14 protein-coding genes are annotated in these 15,626 nt (G+C 68.8%); 7 read left to right on the forward strand and 7 right to left on the reverse strand.

Features of this window, described 5'->3' with window-relative positions:
• Positions 1–126: 126 nt before the first annotated feature.
• Positions 127–1,308, forward strand: a complete 1,182-nt coding sequence (locus CYU59_RS20075) for a putative sulfate/molybdate transporter (RefSeq protein WP_293001922.1) — start codon at positions 127–129, stop codon at positions 1,306–1,308.
• On the opposite strand, the gene CYU59_RS20080 is transcribed toward CYU59_RS20075, so the two are convergent.
• The 3 genes from CYU59_RS20080 to glp all read right to left on the reverse strand — a co-directional run bounded on the left by CYU59_RS20080 (position 1,299) and on the right by glp (position 3,502).
• A complete protein-coding gene (locus tag CYU59_RS20080; protein ID WP_293001924.1) occupies positions 1,299–1,778 on the reverse strand; it encodes a MogA/MoaB family molybdenum cofactor biosynthesis protein in 480 nt (159 codons plus the stop codon). The genes CYU59_RS20075 and CYU59_RS20080 overlap by 10 nt on opposite strands.
• The gene (gene moaC, locus CYU59_RS20085; protein WP_293001994.1) at positions 1,778–2,203 is read right to left on the reverse strand and encodes a cyclic pyranopterin monophosphate synthase MoaC; all 426 of its coding nucleotides are present in this window, start codon (positions 2,201–2,203) and stop codon (positions 1,778–1,780) included. Before moaC ends, CYU59_RS20080 begins: the two co-directional genes overlap by 1 nt.
• 93 nt (positions 2,204–2,296) lie before the next feature.
• Positions 2,297–3,502 (reverse strand): gephyrin-like molybdotransferase Glp, encoded by a 1,206-nt coding sequence (glp, locus tag CYU59_RS20090; protein WP_293001997.1) that lies wholly within the window; start codon positions 3,500–3,502, stop codon positions 2,297–2,299.
• Positions 3,503–3,562: 60 nt separating this feature from the next.
• Here glp and CYU59_RS20095 point away from each other — a divergent pair, with 60 nt between their 5' ends.
• A complete protein-coding gene (locus CYU59_RS20095; protein ID WP_293001926.1) occupies positions 3,563–3,988 on the forward strand; it encodes a molybdenum cofactor biosynthesis protein MoaE in 426 nt (141 codons plus the stop codon).
• Position 3,989: 1 nt separating this feature from the next.
• Here the strand turns inward: CYU59_RS20095 and CYU59_RS20100 are convergent, their stop codons facing one another.
• The gene (locus CYU59_RS20100) at positions 3,990–4,262 is read right to left on the reverse strand and encodes a MoaD/ThiS family protein (protein WP_293001929.1); all 273 of its coding nucleotides are present in this window, start codon (positions 4,260–4,262) and stop codon (positions 3,990–3,992) included.
• Position 4,263: 1 nt separating this feature from the next.
• The gene (moaA, locus tag CYU59_RS20105; protein ID WP_293002000.1) at positions 4,264–5,274 is read right to left on the reverse strand and encodes a GTP 3',8-cyclase MoaA; all 1,011 of its coding nucleotides are present in this window, start codon (positions 5,272–5,274) and stop codon (positions 4,264–4,266) included.
• A gap of 162 nt (positions 5,275–5,436) precedes the next feature.
• On the opposite strand from moaA, the gene CYU59_RS20110 reads away from it, so the two are divergent.
• The 5 genes from CYU59_RS20110 to nirD all read left to right on the forward strand — a co-directional run bounded on the left by CYU59_RS20110 (position 5,437) and on the right by nirD (position 13,581).
• Positions 5,437–5,838, forward strand: coding sequence for a pyridoxamine 5'-phosphate oxidase family protein (locus tag CYU59_RS20110; RefSeq protein WP_293001931.1), 402 nt, complete (start codon positions 5,437–5,439; stop codon positions 5,836–5,838).
• Positions 5,839–5,972: 134 nt separating this feature from the next.
• A complete protein-coding gene (locus CYU59_RS20115; RefSeq protein ID WP_293001933.1) occupies positions 5,973–9,992 on the forward strand; it encodes a bifunctional nitrate reductase/sulfite reductase flavoprotein subunit alpha in 4,020 nt (1,339 codons plus the stop codon).
• 8 nt (positions 9,993–10,000) lie between these two features.
• Positions 10,001–10,561, forward strand: a complete 561-nt coding sequence (locus tag CYU59_RS20120; RefSeq protein WP_293001935.1) for an NTP transferase domain-containing protein — start codon at positions 10,001–10,003, stop codon at positions 10,559–10,561.
• 88 nt (positions 10,562–10,649) lie between these two features.
• A complete protein-coding gene (gene nirB, locus CYU59_RS20125; protein WP_293001937.1) occupies positions 10,650–13,175 on the forward strand; it encodes a nitrite reductase large subunit NirB in 2,526 nt (841 codons plus the stop codon).
• A 1-nt stretch (position 13,176) separates the two neighbouring features.
• Entirely contained in the window at positions 13,177–13,581 is a 405-nt protein-coding gene (gene nirD, locus CYU59_RS20130) for a nitrite reductase small subunit NirD (protein ID WP_293001939.1), read from the forward strand.
• Here nirD and CYU59_RS20135 read toward each other — a convergent pair.
• Both CYU59_RS20135 and CYU59_RS20140 read right to left on the reverse strand, forming a co-directional pair.
• Complete coding sequence (locus CYU59_RS20135; protein WP_293001941.1) at positions 13,578–14,291, reverse strand: sirohydrochlorin chelatase; 714 nt, start codon at positions 14,289–14,291, stop codon at positions 13,578–13,580. The genes nirD and CYU59_RS20135 overlap by 4 nt on opposite strands.
• A complete protein-coding gene (locus CYU59_RS20140) occupies positions 14,288–15,436 on the reverse strand; it encodes a uroporphyrinogen-III synthase (protein WP_293001943.1) in 1,149 nt (382 codons plus the stop codon). Before CYU59_RS20140 ends, CYU59_RS20135 begins: the two co-directional genes overlap by 4 nt.
• Positions 15,437–15,626: the final 190 nt, after the last annotated feature.

The following is a 15,626-nucleotide window of genomic DNA, read 5'->3' on the forward strand; positions in this document are numbered from 1 at the left end:
ACCTAAGAGCGCGATGTTGCCGCCCGGCTTCTCCTGGTGTCGCGGCCGTGAATTCACCCTCACGCGCCGCCTCGGCACGTCGTGAGCGGGCCGCCGGTGCCGAAGTCGCTGCATTACAGTGCTGGCATGGTCGGCACGGCACCTTCGCAGCTCGAATCCGATTCGCCTCCGTTCAGATTCGATCGGGCGGAATTCGCCGGAGCCCTAGGCGATCTGGGCGTCCTGGTTCCGATCGCGGTGGCCCTGATCGTCAAGAATGGACTGACGCCGACTGCGGTGTTGCTGCCTTCGGGTCTGCTCTATGTGGCGGCCGGGCTGGTCTATCGACTGCCGGTGCCGGTGCAGCCGTTGAAAGCCTTTGGAGCCATCGCCATTGCGCACGGCTTCGGTGCCGACGACATCGCAGCCGGCGCGGTGTTGATGGGCCTGCTCTTCCTGGTGCTCGGCGCGTCGGGTCTGTTGGATTGGGTCGCAAGGGTATTCCCGCTCCCGATCATTCGCGGGATACAACTGTCGGTGGGGTTGCTGTTCTGTCAGCTTGCCTGGCGGCTGGTGTCGGCCACTCCCAAGGCTTTCGTCGATCACCGGCATTCGATCTGGTGGTTGGGTGGCGCGACGCTGGCCGTCATCGCCATTGCCCTGCTGCTGCGGCGGCGTCAGATCACCGTGGTGTTCCTGGCGATTGCCGTCCTGGCCATGGTGCTGCCCTTCCACGGCGCGTTCACGCTCGGCCCGTCGGCAGTGCACGTGCCACACCTGAGCCGGGCTGCGTTCGCCGCGGCGGCGGTGGCCCTCGTGCTGCCACAAGTACCGCTGTCATTCGCCAATTCCTGCCTGGCCACGGCCGACACCGCGCGCACCTACTTCGGTGACGCCGCCCGACGGGTCCGGCCGGGCCGATTGGCCACCACGATCGGTATCGCAAATCTGTTCGCCGGCGCCGTCAGCGGCATGCCGGTCTGCCACGGCGCGGGCGGTATGACGGCGCACCGCACCTTCGGCGCGCGCAGCGGCGGTGCCCCGATCATGTTGGGCGGCATCCTGATCGCGCTCGCGCTGATGATGGGCGCCGCGCTCACCGCGGCACTGACCGGGTTCCCGGTCCCGATCCTGGCCGGTCTGCTGACAGTTGCGGGCCTGCTGCACATCATGTTGTTGCGCGACCTACGGGGATGCTGGCAGTGGGCGCTGGCGATCGCCGTCGGCGTCACCGGGTTCGTGAGCAACCTCGCGGTGGCCCTGGTCGGGGCGCTGGCGTTGTGGTGGGCGGTTCACGCGATCCGTTCGCGCCGCTCCCGTCACGAATGATCTTTGCCGGCAAGCTGATCGAGGGCGTGTTCGAGAACGCTGCCCAACACCGCGAGGCCGTCGCGCACGCCGCCCGGCGAGCCGGGCAGGTTGACGATCAGCGTGCGGCCGGCCACCCCGCAGACGCCGCGCGACAATATCGAGGTCGGCACCTTCGGCAGACCGGAGCGCCGGATCTCATCGGCCAGGCCGGGAACCTCGTAGTCGAGCACCGCGATGGTCTGGGCGGGCGTGTCGTCGGTGGGCGAGATGCCGGTGCCGCCAGAGGTGATCACCACGTCCACGCGGTCGGCGACTGCCTCCCGCAGTGCCCTGCCAACCGGATCTCCGTCGCCGACAACGACCGGCGTGACCGGCGGAAACCCCTGCTGCACCAGCCATTCCGCGATCATCGGGCCGCAGCGATCCTCGTACACGCCCGCCGAAGCCCGGTTCGAGGCGATGACCACCCGCGCTGATCGCCCGGTCATCACCGCACCCAGGTTCCGTGCCGGCCGCCGTCCTTGCGCAGCACCCTCACGTCGTCGATCCGGGCGGCTGGATCCACTGCTTTGATCATGTCGTAGAGCGTCAGCGCGGCCACCGACACCGCAGTCAGCGCCTCCATCTCCACCCCGGTGCGGTCGGTGCTCCGCACCGTCGCGGTGACGTCCACATCGGTTGCGCTGACACCGAATTCGACGTCGACGCCGGTGAGCGCCAACTGGTGGCACAACGGGATCAGCTCGCTGGTGCGTTTGGCGGCCTGGATTCCGGCTATTCGCGCGGTGGCCAGCGCATCGCCCTTGGCCAGTCCCCCTACCGAGATCAGCCCCACCACCTCCGCGGTGGTGCGCAGCGACCCGGTGGCAACCGCGACCCGCTTGGTCGTCCCCTTGTCGGTGACGTCGACCATGTGGGCCGCTCCGCGGTGATCGATGTGCGACAGCCCGCCGGTCGGCGGGTCAGCGGCGGCGTCGGACGTCACGGGTCTCATTCTGACAGTTCATCAGGCCAGGTCCCAGACCTGCACCGCGGCGCCGGCCGGCATCTCGGTGACCTCGGCCGGGATGTCGAGCAGGCAGTTCGCCGCAGCCAGCGCTCGCAGGTGGTGCGAGCCGGGTGGGCCCTCACTGCTCACCGTTCCGGCACCGGGGTCGAACACCCCACGCCGAAACTGGCGCTTGCCCGCCGGCGAGGTCAACGACTCGGCCAGCACCGCGGGTCGTCGCGGACGGTCGACATCGGGCAGCCCCATCGCGGCACGCAACGGGCCGCGGATGAAGACCTCGAAGCACACCAGCGCGCTGACCGGGTTTCCGGGCAGCGTCAGGATGGGTGTGCCGGCCACCCGGCCGGCGCCCTGCGGCATGCCGGGTTGCATCGCCACCCGCGCGAATTCCACTCCCCGATCGCCGGATCGGCCGAACGCGTCCTTGACCACCTCGTAGGCTCCGGCACTGATGCCGCCGCTGGTGATGATCAGGTCGGACTCGGCGGCGTGCCGGTCCACCACCTCGACAAACCGCGCGACGTCGTCGCTGACCGTCGCGATCGCAACCACTTCGGCGTCGGCTGCGCGGATTGCGGCGGCCAGCATGGGTGCATTGGACTCATAGATCTGCCCGGGCCGCAGCGCTGCGCCGGGCGCCACCAACTCCGAGCCGGTGGAGATCAACAACACGCGCTGGCGCGGAATGACGGTCAACTCCGGCAATCCCAGCGCCGCCGCCAGCCCGATCACCGCCGGCGTGACCAGTTGGCCGGCCCGCAGCGCTACGCTGCCCGCCTCCACGTCTTCACCCGCCCGGCGGATGTGCTTACCCGCCGGAACGGAAGCGGTGACGCTGACGACGTCGACGCGGCCGTCGGTGGCCTCGACCGGCACGACCGCCGTCGCACCGGGCGGAACCGGCGCACCGGTCATGATGCGATGCGCGGTGCCCGGCTCGAGCGATGGCAGGTCGGTGCGGCCGGCCGGGATGTCTTCGGGCACCGGCAGTTTCACCGGCCGGTCAGCCGTGGCCCCGGCTACCTCGTCGGCGCGGACCGCGTATCCGTCCATCGCGGAGTTATCGAACACCGGCAACGACAACGCCGCAGTGACGTCCCCGGCCAGCACCCGTCGCTCGGCGTGCCGCAGTTCCAGGCTGACAGCGGGGCGGGCGGTGATCAGCTCCGCGACGATCCGTTGGTGCTCCTCGACCGACCGCATGCGCTTGACCTGCACCTCCCACCACGGCTTCGTCGACGACCTCAATATAGTGGGACCTCGATGACGCTCGTTGTGCGTGCCGCGCTGACGGATCAGCCGATCAGCCTCGGCGAACACCAGGACCTGGTGAGCCGTGACGCCGCAGGTGCGGTGGTCGGATTCGTCGGCCAGATTCGCGATCACGACCACGGGCGCCAGGTCACCGAGCTCGAATACTCGGCTCACCCGTCGGCGGCCGACGTGCTCGCGGAGGTGGTCGCCGACGTCGTCGCCCAATCGCCGGGAACGCGCGCCGTCGCGGCCAGCCACCGGATCGGAGTCTTGCGGATCGGCGACGCCGCACTGGTCGTCGCGGTGTCGGCCGACCATCGTCAGGCGGCGTTCGCCACCTGCGCGCAACTGGTCGACGCCATCAAGGAGCGGCTGCCGGTCTGGAAGCGTCAGGTGTTCGCCGACGGGACCGACGAGTGGGTGAACTGCTGTTAGCTCAGCCGCCGGCGAACGGTGGCAGCACATCGATGGTGATGCCCGGCTGCAGCGGCTGAGCCCGGTCGCGAACCGCCACGCCGTCGTACAGGAACGAGCACCGCGGCAGCACCTTCGCCAGAGCGGGATTGCGCACCCCGAGCTGCTCGACCAGGTCGTCGACCGTCGTGCCGCCACTCAGATCCAGCTGCTCGGATTCCGATCCGGCGGCGGCCTGGGCGGCAGCGAAATAACGCACGCTCACCCGGATCGGCTCACCGGTCTCGACCGTCATCTCAGCCGCCGATCGCGCTCATCGGCCGTGCCGGCTGCACGAAATCGGGGTTGTCGATGCCGTGGCCGACGGGCTTGTCCCACATGGCATTTCGCCATGCCGCCTCGATCCCGGCGTCGTCGGCGCCGTCGCGAAGCAGCGCCCGCAGGTCGGTTTCCGCAGTCGCGAAAAGGCAGCTGCGCAGCTGCCCGTCGGCGGTGAGCCGGGTTCGGTTGCAGGTCGAGCAGAACGGTTGCGACACCGACGCGATGAGGCCGACCTTTCCGGTGCGTCCGGTCGCCGGATCGGTGACCCGCCACAGCTCGGCCGGCGCCGAATCACGCGGTGCGGGGTCGGGTTCCAGCGTGAACGAGTGCCGTCGCAGCTGGGTCAGCACCTGACCGGCCGTCACGGTGGCCGCCCGGCTCCACTGGTGCTCGGCGTCGAGCGGCATCTGCTCGATGATCCGCAACTGGTAGTGGTGTTCGAGGCAGAACCGCACCAACGCCACCGCGTCGTCGAGGCCGGTCCGCGGGTCGAGCACGGCGTTGACTTTCACCGGGCGCAGGCCGGCCTGGTGCGCGGCAGCCAGGCCGTCCAGCACGTCGCTGAGCCGATCGCGACGGGTGATCGCCGCGAAGCGCATGCCGTCGATGCTGTCCAGCGAGACGTTCACCCGGTCCAGCCCGATCCGCGCCAGCGTCTCGGCGTGCCTGGCCAGCAGCACTCCATTGGTGGTCAACGCGAGCTCCGGCCGGGGACGCAATCTCGCGGCGGCGGCGATCACATCCGCAAAGTGCTTGGCCAACAACGGTTCTCCGCCGGTGAACCGCACCTTCGTGATGCCCAACCGGGTGACGCCGATCCGCAGCAGGCGCTCGATCTCGTCGGGTTGCAGCAACTCCTGCGCCGCCGACCACTGCAAGCCCTCGGCGGGCATGCAATAGGTGCAGCGCAGATTGCATCGATCGGTCAGCGACACCCGAAGGTCGGTGGCGACGCGACCGTAGCGGTCGATCAGCGGTCCTGCCATAGGGGCCTGAGCCGAGGGGCCGCCCGGACGACCGCCGGCGCGATCGCGCACCAGCGGCACACCCAGCGTCGTGATCATGGCCTCATCCTCATCGGGAGCAACGCCTGCCATTATCCACTGGCCTGCGGGCCTCACCCGTCGGCCGAGGCCTACGCTGGCCCGATGGGTGCCAAGGCGGACAAGAAAGTCGACTTCGAGCGGCTGGCCGACGCCTTGAGCGGATATCACGCCGCGTACCTCGTGACCGTCGACGACGACTACCGCGTGCACACCGTCGACGTCGAGCCCGAACTGGACGGGCAGCTGATCGTCGTGGGTCTGGTCGGCGGCAAGACCCGACGCAACGTCGAAAACCGCAGTGCCGTAACCCTGCTGTGGCCACCGACCGAAGGCGGTGGCTATTCGCTGATCGTCGACGGCGTCACACAGCTGACCGACACGAGCGAATCTGCCGACACCGCGACATTGCGGGTGATGCCGACTCGCGCACTGCTACATCGCAAAGCCGATCCCGCAGCGGGTGGAGACGTCCGCCACGACTGCGTGGTGTTCTCACGGCCATAACCTCACAACGGCGTCTCCCCCGCCGACAGGTCGTGTTGATCGGGGCGTAACCGCAGCGACGAGCCAGGAAACACGCCCACGCCACCATGGAGTTCGATCGTCGCCGCCGTGGCGGCGCTGGGCGAGAAGGTGGCATGGCTTCGTCAGCAAAGGTCGCCACAGTGTGCGGGTACTGCGGCGTGGGGTGCGGCATGGACCTGCACGTCACCGGCGACGTGGTGACCAAGGCCACCGGCCGCGCGGAGCATCCGGCCAACCGGGGCCGGCTGTGCACCAAAGGCAACACCACCGCGGACATGCTGCGCGCCGGTGGGCGCCTGACCACCGCCCTGATCCGCCCGGATCGCGATGCCGAAGCGGTGCCCACCCCGGTCGACGCCGCTATCGACACGGTTGCCGAGCGATTGCGTTCGATCCGCGACCAGCATGGGCCCGACGCCATCGCCCTCTACGTGTCCGGGCAGATGACCATCGAAGCCCAGTATCTGGCCAACAAGCTGGCCAAGGGGTATCTGCGCACGCAGTGGATCGAGTCCAACTCCCGGCTCTGCATGGCCAGCGCCGGCACCGGCTACAAGCAGTCGCTGGGCGCCGACGGCCCGCCCGGCAGCTACGACGACCTGGACACCGCGGACCTGTTCGTGGTGATCGGCGCCAACATGGCCGACTGCCATCCGATCCTGTATCTGCGGATGATGGACCGGGTCCGCGCCGGCGCGAAGCTGGTTGTCGTCGACCCACGCCGTACGGCCACCGCGGCCAAAGCCGACATCTACCTGCCGGTGCGCCCCGGCACTGATCTGGCGTTGCTGAACGGGCTGCTGCGTCTGGTGCGCGACGCGGGCGGCGTCGACCACGACTTCGTCACTGCCTACACCGAGGGTTGGGATGCGCTGGACGCGATGCTCGACGAGTATCCGCCCGACACCGTTGCCGCCGTCACCGGTGTGCCGGAGACGGATCTCCGCGCGGTCGCCGAACTGATCGGTGGGACCAGGAACTGGGTGAGCCTGTGGACGATGGGCCTCAACCAATCCACCCACGGCACCTGGAACACCAACGCGCTGTGCAACTTGCACCTGGCGACCGGGGCGATCTGCCGGCCGGGCGCGGGCCCGTTCTCGCTGACGGGTCAGCCCAACGCGATGGGGGGACGCGAAATGGGCTACCTGGGTCCAGGTCTGCCCGGGCAGCGCTCCACGCTGGACGCCGCCGACCGCGCATTCGTCGAAAACCGCTGGGGCCTGGATCCGGGGACGATACGCGCCGAGGCCGGCACCGGAACGATCGACATGTATCGCCGGATGGCTGACGGCGACATCAAGGCCGCCTGGATCATCTGCACCAATCCCGTTGCCTCGGTGGCCAATCGGGCCTCGGTGATCGCCGGTCTGCAGCAGGCGGAGCTGGTGGTAGTGCAAGACGCGTTCACCGGCGTCGAAACCGCCGAGTACGCCGACGTCGTGTTGCCCGCCGCGCTGTGGTCCGAGGCGGAGGGTGTCATGGTCAACAGCGAACGCACGCTGACCCATTGCGGGGCCGCGATGCCGCCGCCCGGCGACGCGATGCCGGACTGGCAGCTGATCTGCCGGGTGGCGACCGCCATGGGCTATCCGGGTCTCGAGTTCAATTCCGCCGCTGAGGTTTTCGCTGAGCTCGCCGCGTTCCACAATCCCCGGACCGGCTGGGACCTGCGCGGCGTCGACTACGACCGGCTGCGCCGCGGTCCCGTGCAATGGCCGGCCGCGCCCGGCAGCGGCGATCGCAATCCGATCCGCTACCGCAACGACGGCGTCAGTCAAGACCTCCACACCGACGACACCGGAACCGCTCCGGCCCTTGCCTTTCCGACCCCGAGCCGCCGGGCCCGGTTTCTGCCGCGGCCTCATCTGCCGGCCGCCGAACTGCCCGACGACGAGTTCCCACTGGTGTTCACCACCGGGCGGCTGGCGCACCAGTGGCACACGATGACCAAGACCGGCCGGGTCGCCAAGCTCAACAAGCTCAACCCGGAACCCTTTCTCCAGTTGCATCCCGACGACGCCGGCCGCCTCGGCGTGCGCGACGGCGATCGGGTCGAGATACGGTCGCGCCGGGGCCGCGCGGTGCTGCCGGCCGCGGTGGACGACGCGGTACGCCCCGGCGTGTGTTTCGCACCGATGCACTGGGCTGACGCGTTCGGCGTGGATGCAGCGGTGAACGCGGTCACCAATGACGCGGTCGACGCCGACTCGTTGCAGCCCGAGTTCAAGGTGTGCGCGGTGTCGGTCACCCCGATCGAACCACGTTCTGCGCCAACAGAACCCGCGGCGCAGCCGACCAAGTCGCCGGTGGACGCCTTTGCCGCGGCCCTCGGGGCACTGCCCTCCTCGCCGGAGTTCACCGCCGCCGAGCGGGTGTTCCTGTCGGGTTTGCTGGCCGGCATTCGCGCGAATCCGCCGGTGGGAACGATGCCTGCGCTGCCGCCGGCATCGCCGTTGTCACCGCAGAACCGGATGTGGGTAGACGGCCTGCTGGCCGGAATCTTCTGCCGCACCGATGATTCAGCACCGGTCGCGGCAGCCGGTCCGTCGGTCACCGTGGTGTGGGCGTCACAAACCGGTACGGCCGAGGACTACGCCGCCACCTGCGTCGAGCACTTGAACGGCAACGGCATCGCGGCACGGCTTCGCGGCGCGGAGGAAGTTTCGGTCGCCGAATTGACCGGCACGGTGCTGTTCGTCGTCGCCACGACCGGCGACGGCGATCCCCCGGACAACGGTATTGCGCTGTGGGACGCGCTGGCCGCTGCCGAGCCGGGCGACGTCGACAGCCTCGCCTTCTCGGTGCTGGGTTTCGGCGACTCGTCCTACAACGACTTCTGCGGTTTCGCGCGCAAGCTCGACGCCCGGCTCGAGCACCTCGGAGCGCGGCGCATCTGCGACCGGGGCTCGTGCGAGCCGGACTTCGAGTCCACCGCCCAGGCCTGGACCGACCGTGCCGTTGCCGCGATTCGCCAACCGCTGCCGAATCCGGCCGCTGCGAAAAGACCTGTCGAACAGGGTTACTCGCGCAAGAATCCGTTGCGCACCACGATCGCCGGCAATACTGCACTGTGCGGTGCCGGGTCAGACAAGGACGTGCGCGACATCGGCGTGCACCTACCGGTGAACACGCTGCACTACAAAGCGGGCGACGCGCTCGGGGTGTGGCCGAAGAACCGGCGCGAAACCGTCAGCGAGTTTCTTGAGCTCACCACTCTCGACGGGGCACGAGAAATCACGGTGGGAGGCGCGAAACTGCCCTTGGCAGAGGCTTTCCGGACCCGGCTGGACATCACCCGGATCACCCCGGACCTGGTGCGGTTCATTCATCAGCGCAACCCGTCGCCCGACCTGCAAGCCGTCATCGACGATCCGGCCGGCTTCGCGGACTGGATCTGGGGACGCCAACTCCTCGACCTTCTGGTGGCCCACCCGGTGACGGCGAACCTCGACGACTGGCTCGAGGTCCTGAAACCGATGACGCCGCGGCTGTACTCGATATCGTCGAGCCCGCTCGAAGACCCGACTCAAGTGCACGTCACGCCGGGCATCGTGCGATTCCGCTCGCCGGTCGACGCCAGCCGGCACGGTGTCTGCTCGGGCCATCTCGCCGACCTGGAAATCGGCGCCGAGATCGACGTTTTCATCCAGCCCGCGAAATACTTCCGGCCGCCAGAAGATCCGCAGGCCCGCGCGATCATGATCGGGCCCGGCACCGGGATCGCGCCGTTTCGCGCATTCCTGCACGAGCGGGCCGCCCGCGGACACAACGGACACAACTGGCTGTTCTTCGGGGAGCGTCACGAGGCGACGGAGTTCTACTACCGCGACGAGCTGGAGGGCTTCGCCCAATCCGGTCTGCTGACGCGACTGGACACCGCTTTCTCCCGTGACGGTGACACCAAGGTCTATGTCCAGGACCGGATGCGCGAGTCCGCCGCCGATCTGTGGAAATGGATCACCGACGGCGCCTACGTCTACGTCTGCGGCGACGCCGCCCGCATGGCCCGCGACGTCGACGAGACGCTACGAGGCGTCGTTGCGCAGCAGAGCGGCCGTAGCCCGAAAAGTGCCGGGGCTTACCTTTATGCGATGTCGGCCGAACGACGTTACGTCCGAGACGTGTATTGAGCACCGCGATGCGGGCTGTCATTCTGGCCGGTGGGGCGTCGCGGCGCCTCGGCGCGGATAAGCCCGAGGAGCGGATCGGCGGGCGGCGGTTGCTCGACATCGCACTGGCCGCGGTCGACGGTGCCGACGCGGTCGTGGTGGTCGGGCCGCCCCGCGAGGTGCCGCCCGGAGTCGTTGTGGTGCGGGAAGATCCGCCCGGAGCGGGCCCGGTCGCGGCGCTTGCGGCGGGCGTGTCGGCGCTGCCCACGGGCGCTGCGGACATCGTGGTGCTCGCGGCTGACCTGCCAGGCATCGAGGCGGCCACGGTGACGGCGCTAGCAGCGGCCCGTGGAGACGCGCCGGTCGCCTTGGCGGTCGATGAGACCGGTCACCCGCAGTACCTGACCGCGGTGTGGGATTCGACGGCGCTGCTCGCGGCCCTGGCCGCCGGCCCGCGCCGAGTGAGGGATCTCATACCGGCCACTGCCGTGCGGGCCGCGGTGGGCGATGTGAGCGACATCGACACCCCCGAACAGCTTGCGGCTGCCCGGGCACACGCCGCCCTCACGCGGGCCCGCGACACGGAGTGAGAAAGGCGTGACGGCGTGGCAACGCTGAGCGACGCCGGCGCAATACGCAGCTCCTAGCCTCGAACCGAGCTCTCGGAGAGGAGTGTCAGTGCGTCAACGCACAGTGGCGGTGGTCGGGCACGGCATGGTGGGACACCGCTTCGTCGAGGCCTTGCGGTCCCGCGACGCCGACGGCAGCTGGCGGATCGTGGTGCTGGGCGAAGAGGCCGACGCCGCGTACGACCGGGTCGGCTTGTCCTCCTACGTCGGCCCCTGGGACCGGTCACGGCTCGCGCTGGCCGGCAACGACTACGCCGGTGATCACCTGGTCGAGCTCCGCCTCGGCAGCGCCGTGACGGCCATCGACCGGGAAGCGCGACGCCTGCTCGTTGCCGACGGATCTGAATTAGATTACGACGCATTGGTTTTGGCCACCGGGTCGTATCCGTTCGTACCCCCGGTGCCGGGTCACGACAGCGCCGGCTGTCACGTCTACCGCACGCTGGACGACCTGGACGCCATTCGGATCGATGCCGAGGCGGCTTTGGCCCGCAATCCCGGCGCGGTCGGCGTCGTCGTCGGCGGTGGACTGCTCGGCCTCGAAGCCGCCAACGCGCTTCGGCTACTCGGAATGCGGCCGCACGTCGTCGAATTCGCGCCGCGGCTGATGCCACTGCAGGTCGACCAGGCCGGGGGCGAGCACCTGCTGCGTTCGGTGCGCGATCTGGGCATCGGCGTCACGGTCGGCGCCGGCACCTCGGCGATCGAACCGGACGGCTCCGGCGGCCTGCGGGTGACGCTGAGCAACGACGAGGTGATCGACGCGGCGCTGGTGGTGTTCTCCGCCGGGGTGCGCCCGCGCGACGAGCTGGCCCGCGCCGCCGGGCTCGAGCTCGGTGAGCGTGGCGGCATCAGCTGCGACTTACGCTGCACCACAGACGATCCCGCGATCTACGCGATAGGCGAAGTCGCCGCGGTCGAGGGCCGGTGTTACGGCCTGGTCGGTCCCGGTTACGCGGGCGCCGAAGTCGTGGCCGACCGGCTGCTCGGAGGTGACGCGGAATTCCCGGGCGCGGACCTGTCCACCAAGCTCAAGCTGCTCGGCGTCGACGTCGCCAGTTTCGGCGACGCGCTGGGCACCACACCGGGCGCGCTGGAAGTGGTGGTGTCCGATCCGATCGGCGGAACCTACGCCAAGCTGGTGCTCTCCGACGACGCCCAGACCCTGCTCGGCGGCGTACTGGTCGGCGACGCTTCGAGTTACGGCGTGCTGCGGCCGCTGGTCGGTTCACCGCTGCCCGGCGATCCGGTCGCCCTGATCGCCCCGGCCGGCAGCACTGACGGGCCCGCGATCGGAGTGGGCGCGCTGCCCGATGCGGCGCAGATCTGCTCCTGCAACAACGTCACCAAGGCGGCGTTGTGTTCGGCCATCGCCGACGGCGCCTGCACGGTGGCCGACCTCAAGGGCTGCACCTCGGCAGGCACATCCTGCGGTTCGTGTGTGCCGCTGCTGTCCCAACTGCTGACCGCCGAAGGCGTCGAAGTTTCAAAGGCTTTGTGCGAGCACTTTTCCCAGTCGCGAGCCGAATTGTTCGAGATCGTCCAAGCCAGCGGCGTGCGGACATTCTCCGGTCTGATCGAACGCTACGGCACCGGCACGGGCTGCGACATCTGCAAGCCGGCGGTGGCATCGATCCTGGCCTCGACCAGCTCCGAGCACATCCTCGACGGCGAGCAGGCGTCGCTGCAGGACACCAATGACCATTTCCTGGCCAACCTGCAGCGCAACGGCACCTACTCGGTCGTTCCCCGCGTGCCCGGTGGCGACATCACCCCGGAGCAGCTGATCCTGATCGGCGAGATCGCCCGCGATTTCGGGCTTTACACCAAGATCACCGGCGGACAGCGCATCGACATGTTCGGCGCCACCGTCGACCAACTGCCGCAGATCTGGCTCAGGCTCGTCGAGGGCGGCATGGAGTCCGGTCACGCCTACGGCAAGTCACTGCGCACGGTGAAGAGTTGCGTCGGCACCGACTGGTGCCGCTACGGCCAGCAGGATTCCGTCCAGATGGCCATCGACCTGGAATTGCGCTACCGCGGCCTGCGTGCACCCCACAAGATCAAGATGGGCGTCTCGGGATGTGCGCGCGAATGCGCCGAAGCGCGAGGCAAAGACGTCGGAGTGATCGCCACCGAGTCCGGCTGGAACCTCTACGTCGGCGGTAACGGCGGCATGACCCCCAAACACGCCCAGCTGCTCGCCTCCGACCTCGATGACGACACATTGGTGCGCTACATCGATCGATTCCTGATGTACTACATCCGCACCGCGAGCCGATTGCAACGCACGGCGCCGTGGCTCGACGAACTCGACGGCGGCATCGACCACCTCAAAGACGTGGTGATCGACGACTCGTTAGGTCTCGCTGACGATTTCGAGACAGCGATGGATCGACACGTTGACGGCTACACCTGCGAGTGGAAAGCCGTTCTCGACGATCCCGAGAAGCTGGCCCGCTTCGTGTCGTTCGTCAACGCGCCGGGCGCACCCGATCCGACCGTCGAATTCACCGAGAAGAACGGGCGCAAGGTACCCGTCTTGATCGGCACACCCACAGTGAGGACCCGCTGACATGGCAACGACATTCGATCTCGGACGGTGGCGACGCGACTGGACGTCCGCCTGCCCGGTCGCCCGGTTGCAGCCGATGCGCGGTGTCGCGGTGCTCTTGCCCGACGGCGCACAAGTCGCGCTTTTCCTGTTGGCCGACAACAGTATTCGCGCGGTCGGCAACATCGACCCGATTGGTCGCGCGGCGGTACTGTCCCGAGGCGTCGTCGGCGACCGCGCCGGTGTGCCCGTGGTCCAGTCCCCGTTGAAGAAGCAGGCCTTCAGCCTTGTCGACGGCCAGTGCCTGGACGCCCAAGGCGTGTCCGTTCCGGTCTACGCGACCCGGGTCGGCGTCGACGGCACGGTGTGGGTGGCCAACTCCCCCGAAATCCGCTTCGGCTACCGGCGCGCCGGCCTGTCGGCCTAGCTCAGCGCCGCCGCCATCGCCGGCGTCAAAGCGGCTTCCCGCCGACGGCGGCACACCAGCCTGATCACCGCGGGATGCAGGCCCAGCGGCGCCGCGACCACGTCAGCACCGGCGTCACGCAGCCGTCCCTGAAACAGACCGTCGGCCAACAGGTATGACGCCAGGGCAACCCGTCGAGCACCCGATCGGCGGGCCTGTGCCACAGCATCGGGTATCGACGGATAGCCGAACCGGTCGGGGCTGGGGGCGGCGAATGCGATCGAAACCCGGTGTCCGGCCATCGCCGACAACGCCGCGGCGGTGTAGCGCAACTCGCCACGCCCTCTCGGGTCCCGGGTGCCGGCCGCGACCAGCACCACGTGATCGTCACGGCGCCAGCCGGCATCGACCAGCCGGCACATCATCGCGCGGGCCAATTCCGGCGACGGGCCCAGCGGTTGGCTGACGGTGACCCGACGGTGCCCGGATTCTGCGACGTAGCGCGGCACGTCGACGCGAACATGGACTCCGCTGGACAGCAAAGCCGGCACCACGACCGTCGGCTCGTCGCGCAGGGTGCCCAGCACCTCCGCGGGCGTCGGGCCCAGCACATCGACGAAGGCCACCCGTACCGGCTCGGCCAGCAGACCCGTGACTGCCTCGGCCAGGTCGCCGATCATCCTGACGCCGTGCGGGTTTCGTGTTCCGTGAGCAACCAGAAGTGTGGTCATGCGGGCGTCTCGGCGTCGTCGGGCATGAAGTCGACCGCGAGCCGGTAACCGCGTTTGACCGCGGTGGCGATCAGCTCTCTGGCGCCGATCGCCGACCGGAGCCGCGCGACGGCGGCCTCGACCACGTGCGGGTCATCACCGCCCAACGCTTCGAGCATCCGGTCTCGCGACACCACCGCGCCGGGCGCAGCAGCGAGCATTTTCAGCAGCACGAGCGAGTTGGGCGACAGATCCCGCACGACGCCGTCGACCACCGCACAGCTCGCTCGTACGCCCAGGGTGTGACCGGCCACCGACAGGTCCGGCTGGCGACGCGGCAACTCGTCGGCGACAGCGCGGGCCAGCGCACCGAGACGCATCCGCTCGGGTTGCACGGACGGCACGTTGGCATGGTTCAACGGCCGGGCCGTCACCGGTCCGACACAGAACGCGGTCACCGAGTTGCTCATATTCCGCCGCACGGCTTCGGTGAGCCGCAACTCCTCGGCCCGCATCAGAAACGATGCCGCGGCGGGCGCCGAGGTGAACGTGATCGCGTCCACACCGCCGAGCGCGACCTTCTCGATCAGTCCGTCCAACGGGCCGAGATCTTCCGGTGGCTCCCAGCGATACACCGGCACTCCGACCACGGTGGCGCCGCGCTCGGCTAGCGTGTCGACGAACCCCGGAACCGGATCCCAGTCGTCCGTGGCGCCGTGCAACTGCACCGCCACCCGCTTGCCGTCGAGGTCGTCGACGGTCAGGTGGTCCAGCACCTCTTCGGACGACTCCGAGACCGGTGACCATTCTTCGCGCAGACCCGCCGCCCGCAGGGCACCGGTTGCCTTCGGCCCGCGCGAGATCACCCGGGCCTTACCCAGCGACGCGAGCAGCGTCTCGGCGACTCCCCATCCCTCGGCTGCCTCGACCCAACCGCGGAACCCGATCCCGGTCGTGGCGATCAACATGTCTGGCGGCGCGTCGATCACGTTGTCGGTGGCGGCGCGCAGCCGGACGTCGTCGGCAAGCGGAACCATGCTCATGGCAGCGGCGGACACGACGTCTGCACCACGACGCCGCAGCATCGTGGTGAATTCATCCACGCGCCGCGACGCGGTGACGGCCACCGTGAACCCCGTCAATGACGCCGCATCCGGCTCGGTCATACCCTCGGGTCATCCAATCGCTTCGCCATGTGTCCTGCCCGTCAGCTCAAGCTTGCTTGAAGAACTTATGAGTTCGATGTTGCTTCACCGGTGCCAGCCGTGTCGACGCGATGAATTCACCCTCACATTCGACTCAGGAGTCCGGTGAGCCAGCAGTAGTGCCAGATGAGGTCGGTATCGACGGCGGGTC

The sequence above is a fragment of the Mycobacterium sp. genome (assembly GCF_002863225.1).
In the GTDB taxonomy this organism is placed as follows: domain Bacteria; phylum Actinomycetota; class Actinomycetes; order Mycobacteriales; family Mycobacteriaceae; genus Mycobacterium.